Annotated in this window: 11 protein-coding genes; 6 read left to right on the top strand and 5 right to left on the bottom strand. The window is 36.5% G+C overall.

Annotation, left to right across the window (positions count from 1 at the left end):
• Positions 1 to 4: 4 nt before the first annotated feature.
• Positions 5 to 1,342 carry a signal recognition particle protein gene (gene ffh, locus BW936_RS06315; protein WP_076547417.1) on the bottom strand — a complete coding sequence of 446 codons (1,338 nt, stop codon included), beginning with the start codon at positions 1,340 to 1,342 and terminating at the stop codon, positions 5 to 7.
• Between the two features lie 232 nt (positions 1,343 to 1,574).
• Entirely contained in the window at positions 1,575 to 3,347 is a 1,773-nt protein-coding gene (locus BW936_RS06310; RefSeq protein WP_076547416.1) for a hypothetical protein, read from the bottom strand.
• A 106-nt stretch (positions 3,348 to 3,453) separates the two neighbouring features.
• Between BW936_RS06310 and BW936_RS06305 the strand changes: the two genes are divergently transcribed.
• The 3 genes from BW936_RS06305 to BW936_RS06295 all read left to right on the top strand — a co-directional run bounded on the left by BW936_RS06305 (position 3,454) and on the right by BW936_RS06295 (position 7,506).
• Positions 3,454 to 3,966 (top strand): RNA polymerase sigma factor, encoded by a 513-nt coding sequence (locus BW936_RS06305; protein WP_076547415.1) that lies wholly within the window; start codon positions 3,454 to 3,456, stop codon positions 3,964 to 3,966.
• 128 nt (positions 3,967 to 4,094) lie between these two features.
• Positions 4,095 to 5,006, top strand: a complete 912-nt coding sequence (locus BW936_RS06300) for a FecR family protein (RefSeq protein WP_076547414.1) — start codon at positions 4,095 to 4,097, stop codon at positions 5,004 to 5,006.
• On the top strand, positions 4,987 to 7,506 hold the full coding sequence (locus BW936_RS06295) for a TonB-dependent receptor (RefSeq protein ID WP_076547413.1): 2,520 nt from the start codon (positions 4,987 to 4,989) through the stop codon (positions 7,504 to 7,506). Before BW936_RS06300 ends, BW936_RS06295 begins: the two co-directional genes overlap by 20 nt.
• 2 nt (positions 7,507 to 7,508) lie before the next feature.
• Here the strand turns inward: BW936_RS06295 and argS are convergent, their stop codons facing one another.
• Positions 7,509 to 9,290 carry an arginine--tRNA ligase gene (gene argS, locus BW936_RS06290; RefSeq protein ID WP_076547412.1) on the bottom strand — a complete coding sequence of 594 codons (1,782 nt, stop codon included), beginning with the start codon at positions 9,288 to 9,290 and terminating at the stop codon, positions 7,509 to 7,511.
• Positions 9,291 to 9,406: 116 nt separating this feature from the next.
• Here argS and BW936_RS06285 point away from each other — a divergent pair, with 116 nt between their 5' ends.
• The 3 genes from BW936_RS06285 (at position 9,407) to BW936_RS06275 (ending at position 12,248) form a co-directional block, all read left to right on the top strand.
• Complete coding sequence (locus BW936_RS06285) at positions 9,407 to 9,832, top strand: hypothetical protein (RefSeq protein WP_076547411.1); 426 nt, start codon at positions 9,407 to 9,409, stop codon at positions 9,830 to 9,832.
• Entirely contained in the window at positions 9,829 to 11,262 is a 1,434-nt protein-coding gene (locus tag BW936_RS06280; RefSeq protein WP_076547410.1) for an SDR family oxidoreductase, read from the top strand. The genes BW936_RS06285 and BW936_RS06280 overlap by 4 nt, the downstream gene beginning before the upstream one ends.
• A 119-nt stretch (positions 11,263 to 11,381) precedes the next feature.
• Positions 11,382 to 12,248: a lysophospholipid acyltransferase family protein gene (locus BW936_RS06275; protein WP_159439002.1), complete on the top strand. Its 867-nt coding sequence runs from the start codon at positions 11,382 to 11,384 to the stop codon at positions 12,246 to 12,248.
• Here the strand turns inward: BW936_RS06275 and BW936_RS06270 are convergent.
• Positions 12,245 to 14,425 carry a xanthine dehydrogenase family protein molybdopterin-binding subunit gene (locus BW936_RS06270; RefSeq protein ID WP_076547408.1) on the bottom strand — a complete coding sequence of 727 codons (2,181 nt, stop codon included), beginning with the start codon at positions 14,423 to 14,425 and terminating at the stop codon, positions 12,245 to 12,247. The genes BW936_RS06275 and BW936_RS06270 overlap by 4 nt on opposite strands.
• 3 nt (positions 14,426 to 14,428) lie before the next feature.
• Complete coding sequence (locus BW936_RS06265) at positions 14,429 to 14,920, bottom strand: (2Fe-2S)-binding protein (protein WP_076547407.1); 492 nt, start codon at positions 14,918 to 14,920, stop codon at positions 14,429 to 14,431.
• Positions 14,921 to 14,926: the final 6 nt, after the last annotated feature.

Below are 14,926 nucleotides of genomic sequence, written 5' to 3'. Positions count from 1 at the left end.
CTTGTTATTTCATTCCTTTCATGGCGCCCATCATCTGCATCATCTTCTTACCGCCACCGCCTTGCATCATTTTCATCATTTTGCTCATTTGATCAAACTGCTTTAAAAGCTGATTGATTTCTTGAACTTCCCTACCAGAACCTTTTGCAATACGTTTTTTTCTACTTGCATTTAATTTAGAAGGCGTAGAACGTTCTTCTGGGGTCATTGAATAGATAATCGCTTCAATATGCTTAAAGGCATCATCATCAATATCCAAACCTTTTAAAGCTTTTCCTGCGCCAGGAATCATCCCCATAAGGTCTTTCATATTACCCATCTTCTTGATCTGCTGAATTTGACTCAGGAAATCATCGAATCCGAATTTATTCTTGGCTATCTTCTTTTGTATCTTTCTTGCTTCCTCTTCATCAAACTGCTCTTGAGCTCTTTCAACAAGTGAGATTACATCACCCATACCCAAAATACGGTCTGCCATACGTGACGGATAGAAAACATCGATAGCTTCCATCTTCTCACCGGTACCAATAAATTTAATGGGTTTATCTACCACAGATTTAATAGAAATAGCGGCACCACCACGGGTATCACCATCTAATTTGGTTAAGATTACCCCATCAAAATTCAAGATATCGTTAAAGGCTTTTGCCGTATTCACAGCATCTTGACCTGTCATAGAATCCACTACGAACAAGGTTTCTTGTGGTTGAATAGCTTTATGGATATCAGAAATTTCATCCATCATAGCCTCGTCAACAGCTAAACGACCAGCGGTATCAATGATGACCACATTATGTCCGTTTGCCTTTGCATGTGCTATACCAGCTTTAGAAATAGCTACTGGATCGGTGTTTCCCCTATCTGAAAAAACTTCAACCCCTATTTGATCACCAACTACGTGTAATTGATCTATTGCCGCCGGGCGATATACATCACAGGCAACCAGTAACGGTTTCTTAGTTTTTTTTGTTTTTAGAAAATTAGCAAGCTTACCAGAAAAGGTAGTTTTACCAGACCCCTGTAAACCGGACATTAATATCACCGATGGATTACCGGATAGATTAATACCTTCAGATTCACCACCCATTAATTGGGTAAGCTCATCTTTTACAATCTTGACCATTAACTGACCAGGTTGTAACGTTGTTAATACATCTTGCCCCAGCGCCTTTTCTTTTACCCTATTGGTAAATTCTTTGGCTATCTTAAAGTTAACATCCGCATCCAACAAGGCTCGGCGTACTTCTTTGGTAGTCTCTGCAACATTAATTTCTGTAATCTGACCATGTCCTTTTAGTACATGTAAAGCCTTATCTAGCTTATCGCTTAAATTATCGAACATTCTTTTCTTTTTTAAGGGGTTACAAATTTAATAATATCAATGTAAAATTCGTAGCAAGTGCTAGAAAATAAACAAAACAAAAGAGCATCCACTAAAAATGGATGCTCTAATGATGCTTGTGGGGCAAAAAAGGAATTATATTTTCATAAACTCCTGAACTAAAACCTCCATCAATACCGCCAACGAGGCCCAACTCTTTACTGTCAACGGTATATTTCTGGATGTTTTACTTTTACGCTCTTTCTAAAACCAAATGATCATATAAACCCGTGTCGTTTTCGTGTTTAAGCGCTATTCTTGTTTCATCTATCTCTAAAATCTGATAATCATTTGCAAATGGGTAATAGTTACTACCTAACTCCAAAGAAATAAGCATTTCTAATTTTCCACTAAATACATTTCTATATACCAACCAAGCGCCATTACTTAACACCGCTCCATTAGGATTTCTTATTTCTAAAGTACCGTCATTTGCCAAATAAAAAGTATCGTTCACATACAGGTCTGTAGACTCATCATCGTTCTCCGAGAACAAAGCAACATTCCATACCGTATTATTAAAAATGTTTTTAAGGAATGTGATATCCTCCTCTTCATCGTCATCATCATTACATTGTTTAACGATTACTAATTCATAGAAGGATTCTTCTACATTGAGCCTTACAATGTTATCCTTTAAATCGCTCAACAACCACTCAAAACTTACGGCATCTTCATCACCTATGGTAATGACTACCACAAAACGACCTTGTGTATTGGATGTAATTTCCCATGTGCCTTCAGAAACCGAAGCACTGTTGGTAAGTGTTATTACGCCACCCTCCTGAAACTGGAACTCATCACCTAACAATCTATTGATTTGCTCTCCGCTATTCTTCACCCTTTTAATGACCCAAGAACAATCTCTTAAAATATCACCTATACTTTCTATGGTTAACTCCGGTAAATCTTCATCACATAATTGCTTCATTACTATACGGTTACCATTGCCATTGTATAATTTAATTTTATCATCTCCTAGGTCATTTACGTTCCACTCTAGGTTAAACTCGGTAGATGCATCAAATTCCATGGTAAGTTGCGCACCATCATCACCAACGGTAGTACTCCACGTACCTTCAACCGTTGTAGCTCCTGCAAAACCAGTTACTACGGTACCATCTTCTTTAAAGTTTAGAATATAGTTTACGAATTGAGGAGTCTGGTCTTTATTTTCTCTTTTAAGTTCTGTAACAAACCATACACACGCGATCAATTCTTCATTTAACTCATCTTGGTCAAAATCATCATCATTATAATCGTCGTCGTCATCTTCATCACAATCATCTTTAGCGTTCTCAATAGCAATTGCCAATTCTTGATTGCTTTCTACTTCGATGGTAGTTTGATCATGCAATTCTAAAGTCACTGGAAAATCAAAACTTATTAAACCATCATCTCCTAAATCTTTAAAAAACAAACGTAGCTCTCGATCACTTGTTACCTTAACAGTACTGGTCTGCTCCAAGTTCACATTAAAGGTGAATATCGTCATAGGATATACAAAATCTATACATTCTATATCATCATCCTCTCCACCTTCTTTACAATCTGCAGCCAAGGAGCGTAATTCATCCATTCCGTTTATAGTAACTTCAGAAAAATCTCCTGCGGTAATAGTTATAGGAAAAATAATATCCAATAGATTTTCATCTTCCTCTACACTATCAAAAATAGCTTCTATTTCATCAATATCATCTTCAGATTCAATGGTAAGCGTTATTCCGTTTACCTTAACCGTGTATGGAAAGTTAATTTGATAACAACTGGTACCATCAACGATATTATCACAAGAACCATCATTAGAACTTGTTCGTTGTATTAAATCTACGGTTGTAGAATTAGCTGCAATTGCCGTAGGCTCTTCACCATTATTAATTTCCTCGATCTCATCTTGGCAAGCTGTAAAACTCAGCGCAACAGTTAATAGGCTAACATACATTACATTTTTAAAAAAATTTTTCATAATGACCTGGTATCGTTTGTTATTACAATCCTAAAACAACTCACTTTAAAAATACCCTACCTTCTTTTTTATTTTTTTTCAAATATCTTTGACAAAAAGCAATCTATTGAAAGATGACCTTCAAATAAATGTATGCGAAGAGCAGGTATATAAAGGGGTTTTTAACGAAACGTCTAAAACCATCTTCAATTATATTTATTACAAATTTGGTAATGAAGAAAAAGCAAACGATGCCGTACAAGAAGCATTTGTGAAGCTATGGGAGAATTGCGCCAAGGTGCAACCAGAAAAAGCAAAGTCCTATTTATATACGGTTGCCAATAACCTATACCTGAATGTTATTAAGGCGGAAAAAGTACGATTAAAATATGCAGATAGTACTTTAAAAACTACAAATGAGTCTCCAGAATTTATCATGGAGGAAAATCAGTTCAAGGAAAAATTAGATAACGCATTAAACAGTTTACCAGAAAATCAGCGCACTACTTTTCTATTAAATAGAATCGATGGAAAAAAATATGCCGAAATCGCAGAAATGGAAGGTGTAAGCGTAAAAGCTATAGAAAAAAGGATGCATTTGGCACTGAAAAGTTTAAGAGAGCAGATTGATGGGATATAGTTGGTTGTTGGTTGTTGGTTGTTGGTTGTTGGTTGTTGGTTGTTGGAAATTAAAATAATACTTAATACTTAAATAATAAAGTAGGGTATTCCTCTACATAGTTGTTATACTAATACAAAGCTAAAAACATGCAAGACAATTACTTAGCAAAATGGCTTAATGATGAATTGACGGAAGCTGAATTGGCGGAGTTCAAGAAATCGGAAGCTTATGAAACATATCAGAAAATTAAGGAGTCAGCGGCACAGTTAGAATCTCCTGAGTTTGATATGGATAAAGCATGGGAATCTATTGAGCAAACGAAGACCGTAGACGACACAAAGGTATTTATACTTTCACCGTTCAAGAAGTTTCTTCGCGTGGCTGCAGTAATTGCCGTATTGCTTACCGCCTCGTTCTTTTATTTGAATACATTGAACGAATCTTATACAACAGAGTACGCCGAGAACAAATCAATCACCCTACCAGATACCTCAGAAGTTATCTTGAATGCCGAATCTGAACTGGCATTTAAGAAGAAAAAATGGGACTCCAATAGAAATGTAGATCTTAAAGGAGAAGCTTATTTTAAAGTAGCCAAAGGAAAAAAATTCACCGTAGAAACAGCCGAAGGATGGGTTACCGTATTAGGAACTCAGTTTAATGTAGAAACAAGGAAAGATTATTTTGAAGTCACCTGTTTTGAAGGTTTGGTAAGTGTCACTATCAACGGTGAAGAAACCAAACTACCTGCAGGGAATTCATTGCTTGCAATGAATGGAAAAAGCACCGTATCTAAAGCTATCGTAGATGGCAAACCTTCTTGGTTGTCTAAAGAGAGTTCTTTTACAAGTATTCCACTACATTATGTCTTAGATGAATTGCAACGACAATTCAATGTTGCCGTTACCGCAAAAGATATTGATACCGCGCAACTTTTTACAGGATCATTCAGTAATGAAAATTTAGATCTTGCCCTTAAAAGTATAAGCGTCCCTTTACAAATTAAGTTTAACTTAGATGGGAACAAAGTGCTGTTCTATGCTGAAAAAGCACCTTAATACTTTTATCACTATATGTTTTATACTGATTTTCAGTGGGGATAGCTATGCCCAAACCACAGCAAAAGACAGTACTTTGCTTCGCGATTTCTTATCTGAACTAGAATCTAAATTTGATGTAAAATTCTCTTATGCCGATGCCGATGTTGATTTGGTCTACATCACAAAACCAACATCCAATGTTCTTAACGATATTCTGAACGAACTAGGCAATATTGCAGGTATTACCATTGACAAATTGAATGATCGTTACTACACCCTAACCAAAACCACCACTATCTCTATCTGTGGTAATGTGCTTGATAACTTTGAAGAAAACAATATACCCGGCGCTACTGTTGAAATATATGAATCTAACCTTTCTGGAATTACAGATGAAAACGGTTCTTTCAACTTTAATAATGTCCCCATAAATTCATTAGTATACATAAAACACCTTGGGTATAAGGCCATTTTTATTGAAGCAAAAAAACTTTCAAAAACTTCCGAATGCCAAACCATTGCCATGGCGCTCAGCTACCAAGAGTTAGATGAAGTAATTGTAACGCAGTTTCTAACCACAGGATTAAATAAACTTAACAACGCAGGTTTTGAATTGAGTCCCGCGGAATTCGGAATTCTTCCTGGAGTAAGCGAACCAGATATTCTGCAGACTGTACAGGCTTTGCCGGGAATTAAGAGTGTTGATGAAACGGTATCTGACATCAATATACGAGGTGGCACAAATGACCAAAACCTAATTCTATGGGACGGTATTAAAATGTACCAAACCGGACATTTCTTCGGGTTAATATCAGCATTCAATCCGTATGTAACAGAAAAAGTAACCATCATAAAAAACGGCACATCTGCTATGTATAGTGGTGGTGTTAGTGGCACATTAAGTATGCAAACCTCCAAGGATTTACCACTAAATTTTAATGGCGGTGGCGGATTCAATTTAATCTCAGGCGATGTTTTTGGTGAAATTCCTATTCAAGCAAACATGGCATTGCAAGTATCTGCCCGTAGATCATACACCGATTTTTTAAACACGCCCACGTACACTACCTTCTCAGAAAAGGCATTTCAAGATACCGAAGTAAATAGCGAGAGTGAATTCTATTTCTATGATTTCACAGCAAAGTATATGTATGAAATTAATCCATATCAGAAAGCGAGTGTTAGCTTAATTAACATGAGCAATAACCTTAATTATTTGGAAACTACCAATGACACCCTTGCTCCAAATAGAAGTAATCTGAATCAAGATAATTTTTCAATTGGTGGAGAATTACAAAGCGAATGGACAGATGACCTGACATCTCAACTAAGCTTCTACTACACCCAGTACGATTTGGATGCATTATCTATATCTAACAATGATGCTCAGCAGCTAGAACAAAACAACCTAGTTAAAGAATCAAATTTAAAATTAACCACAAACTACACATTAAGACAGAACCTTGATTGGATGAACGGTTATGAATTTACCGAAACAGGAATTCAAAATACAACAAATGTCAATCAGCCACCATTTGTCAGTAATATAAAAGGAGTTATACGTAAACATGGTTTATTTAGTGAGATTGCCTATAGCTCAAAAGATGAGAAACTAAATGGGTTTATTGGTGGTCGTTTGAACTATATAGAAAATCTAGATACATTTCAAGAGTACATTTTTGAACCTCGTATGAACATCAGCTATGAACTGCTGTCTAATTTTAAAACCGAAGTATTGGGGGAATTTAAAAGTCAGGTTACCAATCAGATTATAGATTTGGAACAGAACTTTCTAGGCATTGAAAAAAGACGATGGATACTTTCTGATGGCGATGCGCTACCCATTACAAAAAGCAAGCAGGGATCTATTGGTTTTAATTATGATACCAATAGATTATATGTAGGCATAGATGCTTTTTACAAAGAAGTAAATGGAATCAATGTATACACCCAAGGTTTCCAAAATCAGAATCAATTTGATGGTGAAATCGGATCTTACGCAGTTAAGGGAGCCGAGTTTTTAATTAATACAAAGAATAACGACTATAGTGCTTGGCTGAGTTATACCTTCAACAAAAATGACTATACATTTGATGTTTTAGATCCAGCCATATTTCCGAACAACTTAGATGTTAGACATGCTATGACCCTTGCGGGAAACTATACCGTTGGAGACCTTAAAATAGGAATGGGTATAAATTACAAATCTGGAAAACCATTTACCCGACCAGATGAAAATGATCCTATAAATGAAACTGTTTTCCCTACTGAAATAAATTACGAAAACCCAAATAGCAGTAGACTACCAGAATATTTTAGGGCAGATGCATCTGCAAATTACACGCTGAAAATGGGCGATACCATGAACGCTGTTTTTGGAGTATCAATATTGAATTTCACCAATAGACGCAACACTTTAAATACCTATTACAGGTTACAAAATGATAATACCATTAAAACTATTGAACGCTTATCATTAGGTATTACGCCCAATGCCAGCGTACGAATCAATTTTTAGAATTACATACGTTCAGGCACCTCAACACCTAATAATTTGAAGGCATCTTGTATAACCTCAGCTACTTTCCTAGACAACAACACACGTAGAACTTTCTTCTCATCATCTGCCTCACCTAAAATAGAGACTTGTTGGTAGAACGAATTAAATTCCTTCACCAAATCATAAGTATAATTCGCAATCAATGCCGGACTATAATTATCCGCAGCCAATTGAATGGTATCTGGGAACAACTGTAGTTGCTTGATCAATTCCTTTTCTTTCGCGTGTAATTCCGTAACCTTGGCATCGTTAGAAGTATCAATCCCCATACTTTCTGCCTTTCTTAAGATAGACTGAATACGTGCATAGGTATATTGAATAAACGGACCCGTATTTCCTTGAAAATCCACAGATTCTTCAGGATCGAACAAAATTCGTTTTTTAGGATCTACTTTTAATATGTAATATTTTAAAGCCCCTAAACCGATCATTTGATAAAGCGATTGCTTTTCTTCTTCATTATAATCATCAAGCTTACCTAACTCTTCTGAGATATTTGCAGCAGTTTGTGTCATATCAGCCATAAGATCATCGGCGTCTACCACAGTACCTTCTCTACTTTTCATTTTTCCGCTAGGCAAATCTACCATACCATAACTTAGGTGGTGTAGTTTGTTAGACCAAGAAAAACCAAGTTTTTGTAGTATTAAGAACAATACTTTAAAGTGGTAATCTTGCTCATTACCAACCGTGTACACCATTCCGCTGACATCTGGGTGGTCTTTTACACGTTGTATGGCAGTACCAATATCTTGGGTCATATAAACCGCAGTACCGTCTGAACGAAGCACAATTTTCTCATCCAATCCGTCTTCGGTTAAATCTATCCAAACACTGCCGTCTTCTTTTTTAAAGAAAACACCTTTTTTTAATCCTTCCGCAACAACATCTTTCCCTAAAAGGTAAGTATCACTTTCATAGTACAGGGTATCAAAATCAACTCCTAAATTTTTATAAGTCACTTCAAAACCTTTATACACCCATCCGTTCATGGTTTTCCAAAGCGCTACAGTCTCTTCATCACCAGACTCCCATTTCAAAAGCATTTCTTGTGCTTCCAATAAAAGTGGCGCTTCTTTTTCAGCAACTTTCTGTTCTGTACCCTTGGCAACCAATTCCGCTATTTGCTCTTTATATGCCTTATCAAAAGCAACATAATAATTACCAACTAGCTTATCTCCTTTTAACCCTGTAGATCCTGGCGTTTCTCCGTTTCCAAATTTCTGCCAAGCCACCATACTTTTACAAATATGAATTCCACGGTCATTAATAATCTGGGTCTTGTAGACTTTTTTACCTGATGCCTTTAAAATTTCAGCTACAGAATAACCTAATAAGTTATTACGAATATGACCTAAGTGCAATGGTTTGTTCGTATTTGGTGAAGAATACTCTACCATTACGGCATCATCAGACTCCTTTACAAATCCATAATTTTTTACTGAAGAAATTGAATTGAAAAAATCTAAATAGAACCCATCGTTGATAACGATATTCAAGAATCCTTTGATTACATTAAAGCCAGCAACAGCATCTACATGGGCTTCCAGGTATGCACCAATTTGCTCACCAATTTGAACAGGGTTCCCCTTAACAACACGCAACATTGGAAAAACCACAATCGTGATATCCCCTTCAAAATCTTTACGTGTAGGCTGAAATTCTACAATTGGCAATTCCTTGTCAAAAATAGATTTTACCGCTTCTTTTACTTTATCTGATAGTACCTCTTGAATATTCACCAAAATGTTTAATTAAGGCTGCAAAATTAATCATTTTTTATGCTTTAAGGTGAACAGATGCGGCATTCATTCAGCATTTCGTTAACTTTAATAAAAACTGCGCAACAAATTTTATCATGCTTGTAAACGTATCGTATAATAACAAGGAGGTTTCAAGAAAAATTGACGCCGAAGTAGGTAAGCCTTTTGCTTTAAAGGAAAGATGGGCTTTAAACGGTATTGGCTCTCCAAAACTTATGATTACCGAAACAAGTATTGAAATAAGAAATTTGCTGATTTTAGACAATAATAGGGACACTTGCAATATTGAAATGCGCCCAAAGGGAATCATAGTTGGGTTTAGGTCTTTGTTAGAATCATACGCTTTGGTAATACCCTACTACAAACTTTCTATGTATAAAGGCGAAGCATCTGTATATTCTATTTATAAAGACCATCATTTTATAAAAGTGGAATCTGATACCAAAGCAGTGCAAAAATTCTTTAAAAAAATACTTAGCTATAAAGCAGATAATGCACCAACATCAATTGAAGATCTATGAAAATACTGCTCACAGGTGCCAATGGTTATATAGGTATGAGACTTTTACCGCAGCTTTTAAAAATGGGGCATGAGATAGTTTGCACAGTACGTGATGAAACCCGACTGTCAGTAGATAAAGAAACCAGGCAACAAATAGAAGTCATTGAAATTGACTTTCTAGAAGAACCCAAAGAAAATGTGGTTCCCAAAGATATTGATGCCGCTTATTTTCTAATTCACTCCATGAGTTCATCAACGCAGGACTTTGATAACATGGAGGCGAAAACCGCTGAGAATTTCAATACCTATGTTTCCAAAACTCAGATTAAGCAAGTGGTATATTTAAGCGGAATCGTCAATGATGAAAATCTTTCAAAGCATTTACAGTCCCGTAAAAATGTGGAGGATATTCTTTACCAAGGTAATTTTAACTTGTCGGTTTTAAGAGCCGGAATCATTGTAGGCTCCGGTAGTTCATCATTTGAAATTATTCGCGACTTGTGTGAAAAACTACCTGTGATGATTACACCTAAATGGGTATTGACCAAAACGCAACCTATTGCCATACGTGATGTCATTACATTTTTAACTGGAGTATTAGGGAACGATAAAACGTATAACGATTCTTTCGATATTGCCGGACCAAATGTACTCACTTATAAAGAAATGCTGCATAAGTATGCCGAAGTCAGAGGATTTAAAAACTGGATTTGGACCGTACCCGTTATGACTCCGAAATTATCCTCCTATTGGCTTTATTTTGTTACTTCTACATCATACAAGTTGGCATTGAATCTGGTAGACAGTATGAAGATCGAAGTAATTGCCAAGGATACTAGATTACAAGAAATACTGGGTATTGAACCACACACCTATAAAGAAGCCATTGATTTAGCCTTTAAAAAGATTGAACAAAATTTAGTGGTCAGTAGCTGGAAAGACAGTATGATCAGCGGTAGGTTTGTTGACAACCTAGAAAAACATATACAAGTACCTAAATATGGTATTCTGAAAGATTACAAACAACTTAAAATCTCGAATCCTAATGAGGTATTAGAACGCATTTGGAGCATTGGCGGTGAAACCGGATGGTATTACGGCAATTGGCTCTGGAAAATACGCGGGTTTTTAGATAAGCTTTCTGGCGGTGTTGGCTTACGACGCGGAAGAACACATGCTCATAAAATAAACGCAGGCGACTCTTTAGATTTTTGGCGCGTGCTATTGGCAGATAAAAAAGCAAAACGACTACTGCTATTTGCTGAAATGAAACTACCGGGCGAGGCTTGGTTAGAATTTAAAATTGATGAGAACAATGTGTTACACCAAACTGCAACTTTTAGACCACGTGGATTACGAGGTAGGTTATATTGGTATAGCATTGTGCCGTTCCACTATTTCATTTTTGGCGGCATGATCAAGAATATTGCTAAAACCATTACCAATTAAACACTATTTGGTAAAAAGCCATTTTTTTATTTTTTAGAGTAATCATCATTTCATTTTCACGACTACTATTGTGAAATTATTTAGGCACAATCTAACTCCGATTCCTAAAAATGATGATTATGAAGTATTTACGTTTTTTCCCTTTCTATGTATTGTCAGTGCTGCCTTTTTGGCTCTTATATATTATATCTGACCTAACTTTCTATTTAACTTATTACATACTTGGTTACCGAAAAAAGGTGGTTCGTAAAAATTTAAATGTTGCTTTCCCAAATAAGACCAAAAAAGAAATCAATACCATTTCCAAAAAATTTTACAAGCATTTTTGCGACATGTTTTTTGAGGCTATTAAATTATTGACCATAAAACCAAGTGAAATTCAAAACAGGTTTAAAATCAATAATTTATCCAAATTAACGAATCATTTAAAAAATCATGAGAATGTAATGCTCTATACGGCGCATCAAGGCAATTGGGAATGGTTAACTACTGTGCCTCTTTTTTTAGATGTAAACTGCAACACTTTATACAAACCATTATCCAACAGCTATTTCAATGACTTGTTCATTTTAATGCGAGAACGTTTTAATGTACATTGTATACCAAGCAATGAAGGTTATCGTCATTTACTTCATCTTAAAAATAACAACATTGTATCAATGAACTGTGTTATTGGTGACCAAAGTCCGTTAGGAAAATCAGGTAAGCAGCAAACAGTTTTTTTTAATCAACAAACCTCATTTTTCACTGGTGCCGCTAAAATAGCGAAAAAGACAGATTCAGTAATATTCCTCCCATATTTAAAGAAAATTAAAAGAGGTACTTATGAACTTTTCTTTGAAAAAATTGTGAACCAAACCGCTACATTGAACGAACAGCATATTATTGATATGTATGCCCATAAACTAGAGGAAATCATTGAAAAGTATCCTGAACTATACTTATGGACCCATAAAAGGTGGAAAAGAGATGGCATCACTTATTAAAGTTTACTCGCTCTTGATATTTTCAAAGGTAGTTCCGTGAGACGTTCACCTGTCAATCTTCTAACTGCATTTGCTATTGCTGCGCCAATAGGTCCTAACGGAGGTTCTCCTACTGCTCCGGGAGTATCTTTACCTTGCAGTAACACCACATCAATTACTTTAGGAGCGTTCTTCATCAAAGCCATTTGGTAAGGGCCGTATATGGTTGGTATTAATTCACCGTCTTCCACGAACATCTGTTCGTAGAGTACAGCACTCATTCCCATGATCACACAACCTTCGCATTGCGCACGAATCTGATCAGGATTAACCGCCAAACCAGGATCTAAGGCAACCGTAACTTTATGTACTTTAATCTCATTGGCAACGATGGAAACCTCAGCCACCTGTGCACAAGGTGTATTCGCATCTATAGAAGCAGCAAAACCCATAGCACGACCATTAACGACTTCTTCATGGTAATTTGCTTTTTTGGCTGCAGCCTTAATCACATTTTTTAAGCGTATATCAATTGGCTCCTCTCCTATTTGTTGCAATCTAAAATCTACCGCATTTTTACTAGCCTTTATCGCCATTTCATCTATAAAACTTTCCATAACAAATGTGTTTGCCAACAAACCCAAACTACGCCACCAACTGGTTGCAAAAGGCAAAACTACATGCCAATACACCGTTTTAAAATTTGGAATAGCCGTGTATTGAATAAATCCACCCCGAATAGCACCTACATCTGCACCTAAAACGTTAGTCAACGCATTAGGTATTAATGCCGAATCAGTAGCAACATCACCACTCACAAATTCATGTTCTAGCGTATCTAAATACCCCTCACTATTCAATTTACCTTTAATAACATGATGTGTTGGCGGGCGAAACATATCATGCTGAAATTCTTCTTTTCTACTAAAAAAATATTTTACTGGTTTACCCACTGCTTTAGACATCACAGCTGCTTGTACGGCATGGGGAGTATGTAACCTTCTACCAAAACCACCGCCTAAGTAAGTTGGTACAATATTCACTTTTTCAGTATCTAAATTTAAACGTTTTGCAACCTCTTTTCTAGTAATGCTTACAACTTGTGTTGAAATTTTTATGATGGCACTGTCACCTTCTACAGAAGCCACTACACCATTAGGTTCAATTTGAGCATGTGCCCCAATAGGACTTCTAAACTCTAGGCTTTCAAAATCATCATCTTCCCTGAAGGCTTCACCGTTTTTCTGTATTGTTGTAGAATTTCCGTTACCAACGGTCATCATTTTTTTAATGGTAGATGTATCTAAACTATTGTAACTATCCCAAGTAACAACTATAGCATCTTTTGCTTTCTCTGCTTCTAACATTGAGCTTGCAACCACACCTACAAAATCTTCCTCGACTATAATTTTAACTACACCGGGCATATTTTCTGCTGCAGAAGTATCTGCGCTGACAAAAGTTGAACCAATTTTAGTAGGTCTTACCACCGCACCATAAAGCATATCCGACATTTCTGCATCCATGCCAAAAATTGGATCACCATAAACCTTAGCATCTAAATCTACTCTAGGTACTGGTTGACCAATATATTTATAATCTTTTTTATCCTTTAAAGCAGGAACATCTGGCACTTCCCAATTCTCAACTCCCTCAGCAGCTTGCGCATAAGTCAGCATTTTTCCATTGCCGGATATAACTCCGTCTTTAACTAAAAGTTCATCGCTACCAATATCCATTTTAAGAGCAGCTTCTTTAATTAACATTACCCTAAGCATTGCGGCGAGTTCTCTAAGCGGTTTCCATAATCCAGAAATTGAAGTACTACCTCCCGTGGCAAAACTATCAACGTTACCGGTAGATGAAGCGGCATGTACAACTTTAATCTGGCTCATAGAAACAGACAATTCATCTGCAGCCATTTGAGCAATTCCGGTAAATGTCCCCTGTCCCATTTCCATTTTAGGAGAATGCAATAGTATCTCATTGTTAGCAGTCACCTCAAACCACACCATGGGTCTATCGGTATTATCCGTAAATGGTGCTTCAACCGAATTTGCAAAACCCAACAATTCTCTACGAATTGGGTTTCTAAAAATATACGCACCAATAGCAACTACACCTATAGTACCCAAACCACCTCTTACTAGAAACTTACGTCTAGATACCTTTTTTGAACCATTCTCTTTATCAGCCATGATCTACAATTCTTTTGATTCGTTACTTTCTCTATTTAATTGCAAATCAGCTGCTTTATGTATGGCTTTTCTCATACGGTAATACGTACCGCACCGACATACATTAATAATATTCTTATCAATATCTTCATCTGTAGGGTTAGGCACTTTATTTAAAAGTGCAGCGGTTGCCATCATAAAACCAGGTTGACAATAGCCACATTGTGGTACAATTTCCGCTATCCATGCTTGCTGAACAGGATGCGGGTTATCTCTATTTCCCAAACCTTCAATTGTAGTCACTTCCTTACCTTCTGCAAATTTCACAGGGAAGGAACATGAGCGTACCGCTTCACCATCTACATGCAACGTACATGCCCCGCAAGCCGCTTTCCCGCAACCAAATTTGGTCCCCTTTAGGCCTAAAGTATCTCTAACAATCCATAGTAAGGGTGTGTTTACATCTGTTACAGCAACGGTTTTAAGAACACCGTTTACAGTTAAAGAAATTTCCATATAGTT

Origin of the sequence: Maribacter ulvicola (genome assembly GCF_900155985.1) — a bacterium.
Classification (GTDB): Bacteria; Bacteroidota; Bacteroidia; order Flavobacteriales; family Flavobacteriaceae; genus Maribacter; species Maribacter ulvicola.
Note: the sequence above shows the minus strand (reverse complement) of the source record. Positions and strands in the feature narration are given on the sequence as shown.

What these genes read in the sequence shown, in the direction of transcription:
- BW936_RS06265 (WP_076547407.1), bottom strand. Translation starts at nt 14,920, where the DNA reads ATGGAAATTTCTTTAACTGTAAACGGTGTTCTTAAAACCGTTGCTGTA.
- ffh (WP_076547417.1), bottom strand. Translation starts at nt 1,342, where the DNA reads ATGTTCGATAATTTAAGCGATAAGCTAGATAAGGCTTTACATGTACTA.
- BW936_RS06295 (WP_076547413.1), top strand. Translation starts at nt 4,987, where the DNA reads ATGCTGAAAAAGCACCTTAATACTTTTATCACTATATGTTTTATACTG.
- BW936_RS06310 (WP_076547416.1), bottom strand. Translation starts at nt 3,347, where the DNA reads ATGAAAAATTTTTTTAAAAATGTAATGTATGTTAGCCTATTAACTGTT.
- BW936_RS06280 (WP_076547410.1), top strand. Translation starts at nt 9,829, where the DNA reads ATGAAAATACTGCTCACAGGTGCCAATGGTTATATAGGTATGAGACTT.
- BW936_RS06300 (WP_076547414.1), top strand. Translation starts at nt 4,095, where the DNA reads ATGCAAGACAATTACTTAGCAAAATGGCTTAATGATGAATTGACGGAA.
- BW936_RS06275 (WP_159439002.1), top strand. Translation starts at nt 11,382, where the DNA reads ATGAAGTATTTACGTTTTTTCCCTTTCTATGTATTGTCAGTGCTGCCT.
- BW936_RS06270 (WP_076547408.1), bottom strand. Translation starts at nt 14,425, where the DNA reads ATGGCTGATAAAGAGAATGGTTCAAAAAAGGTATCTAGACGTAAGTTT.
- BW936_RS06285 (WP_076547411.1), top strand. Translation starts at nt 9,407, where the DNA reads ATGCTTGTAAACGTATCGTATAATAACAAGGAGGTTTCAAGAAAAATT.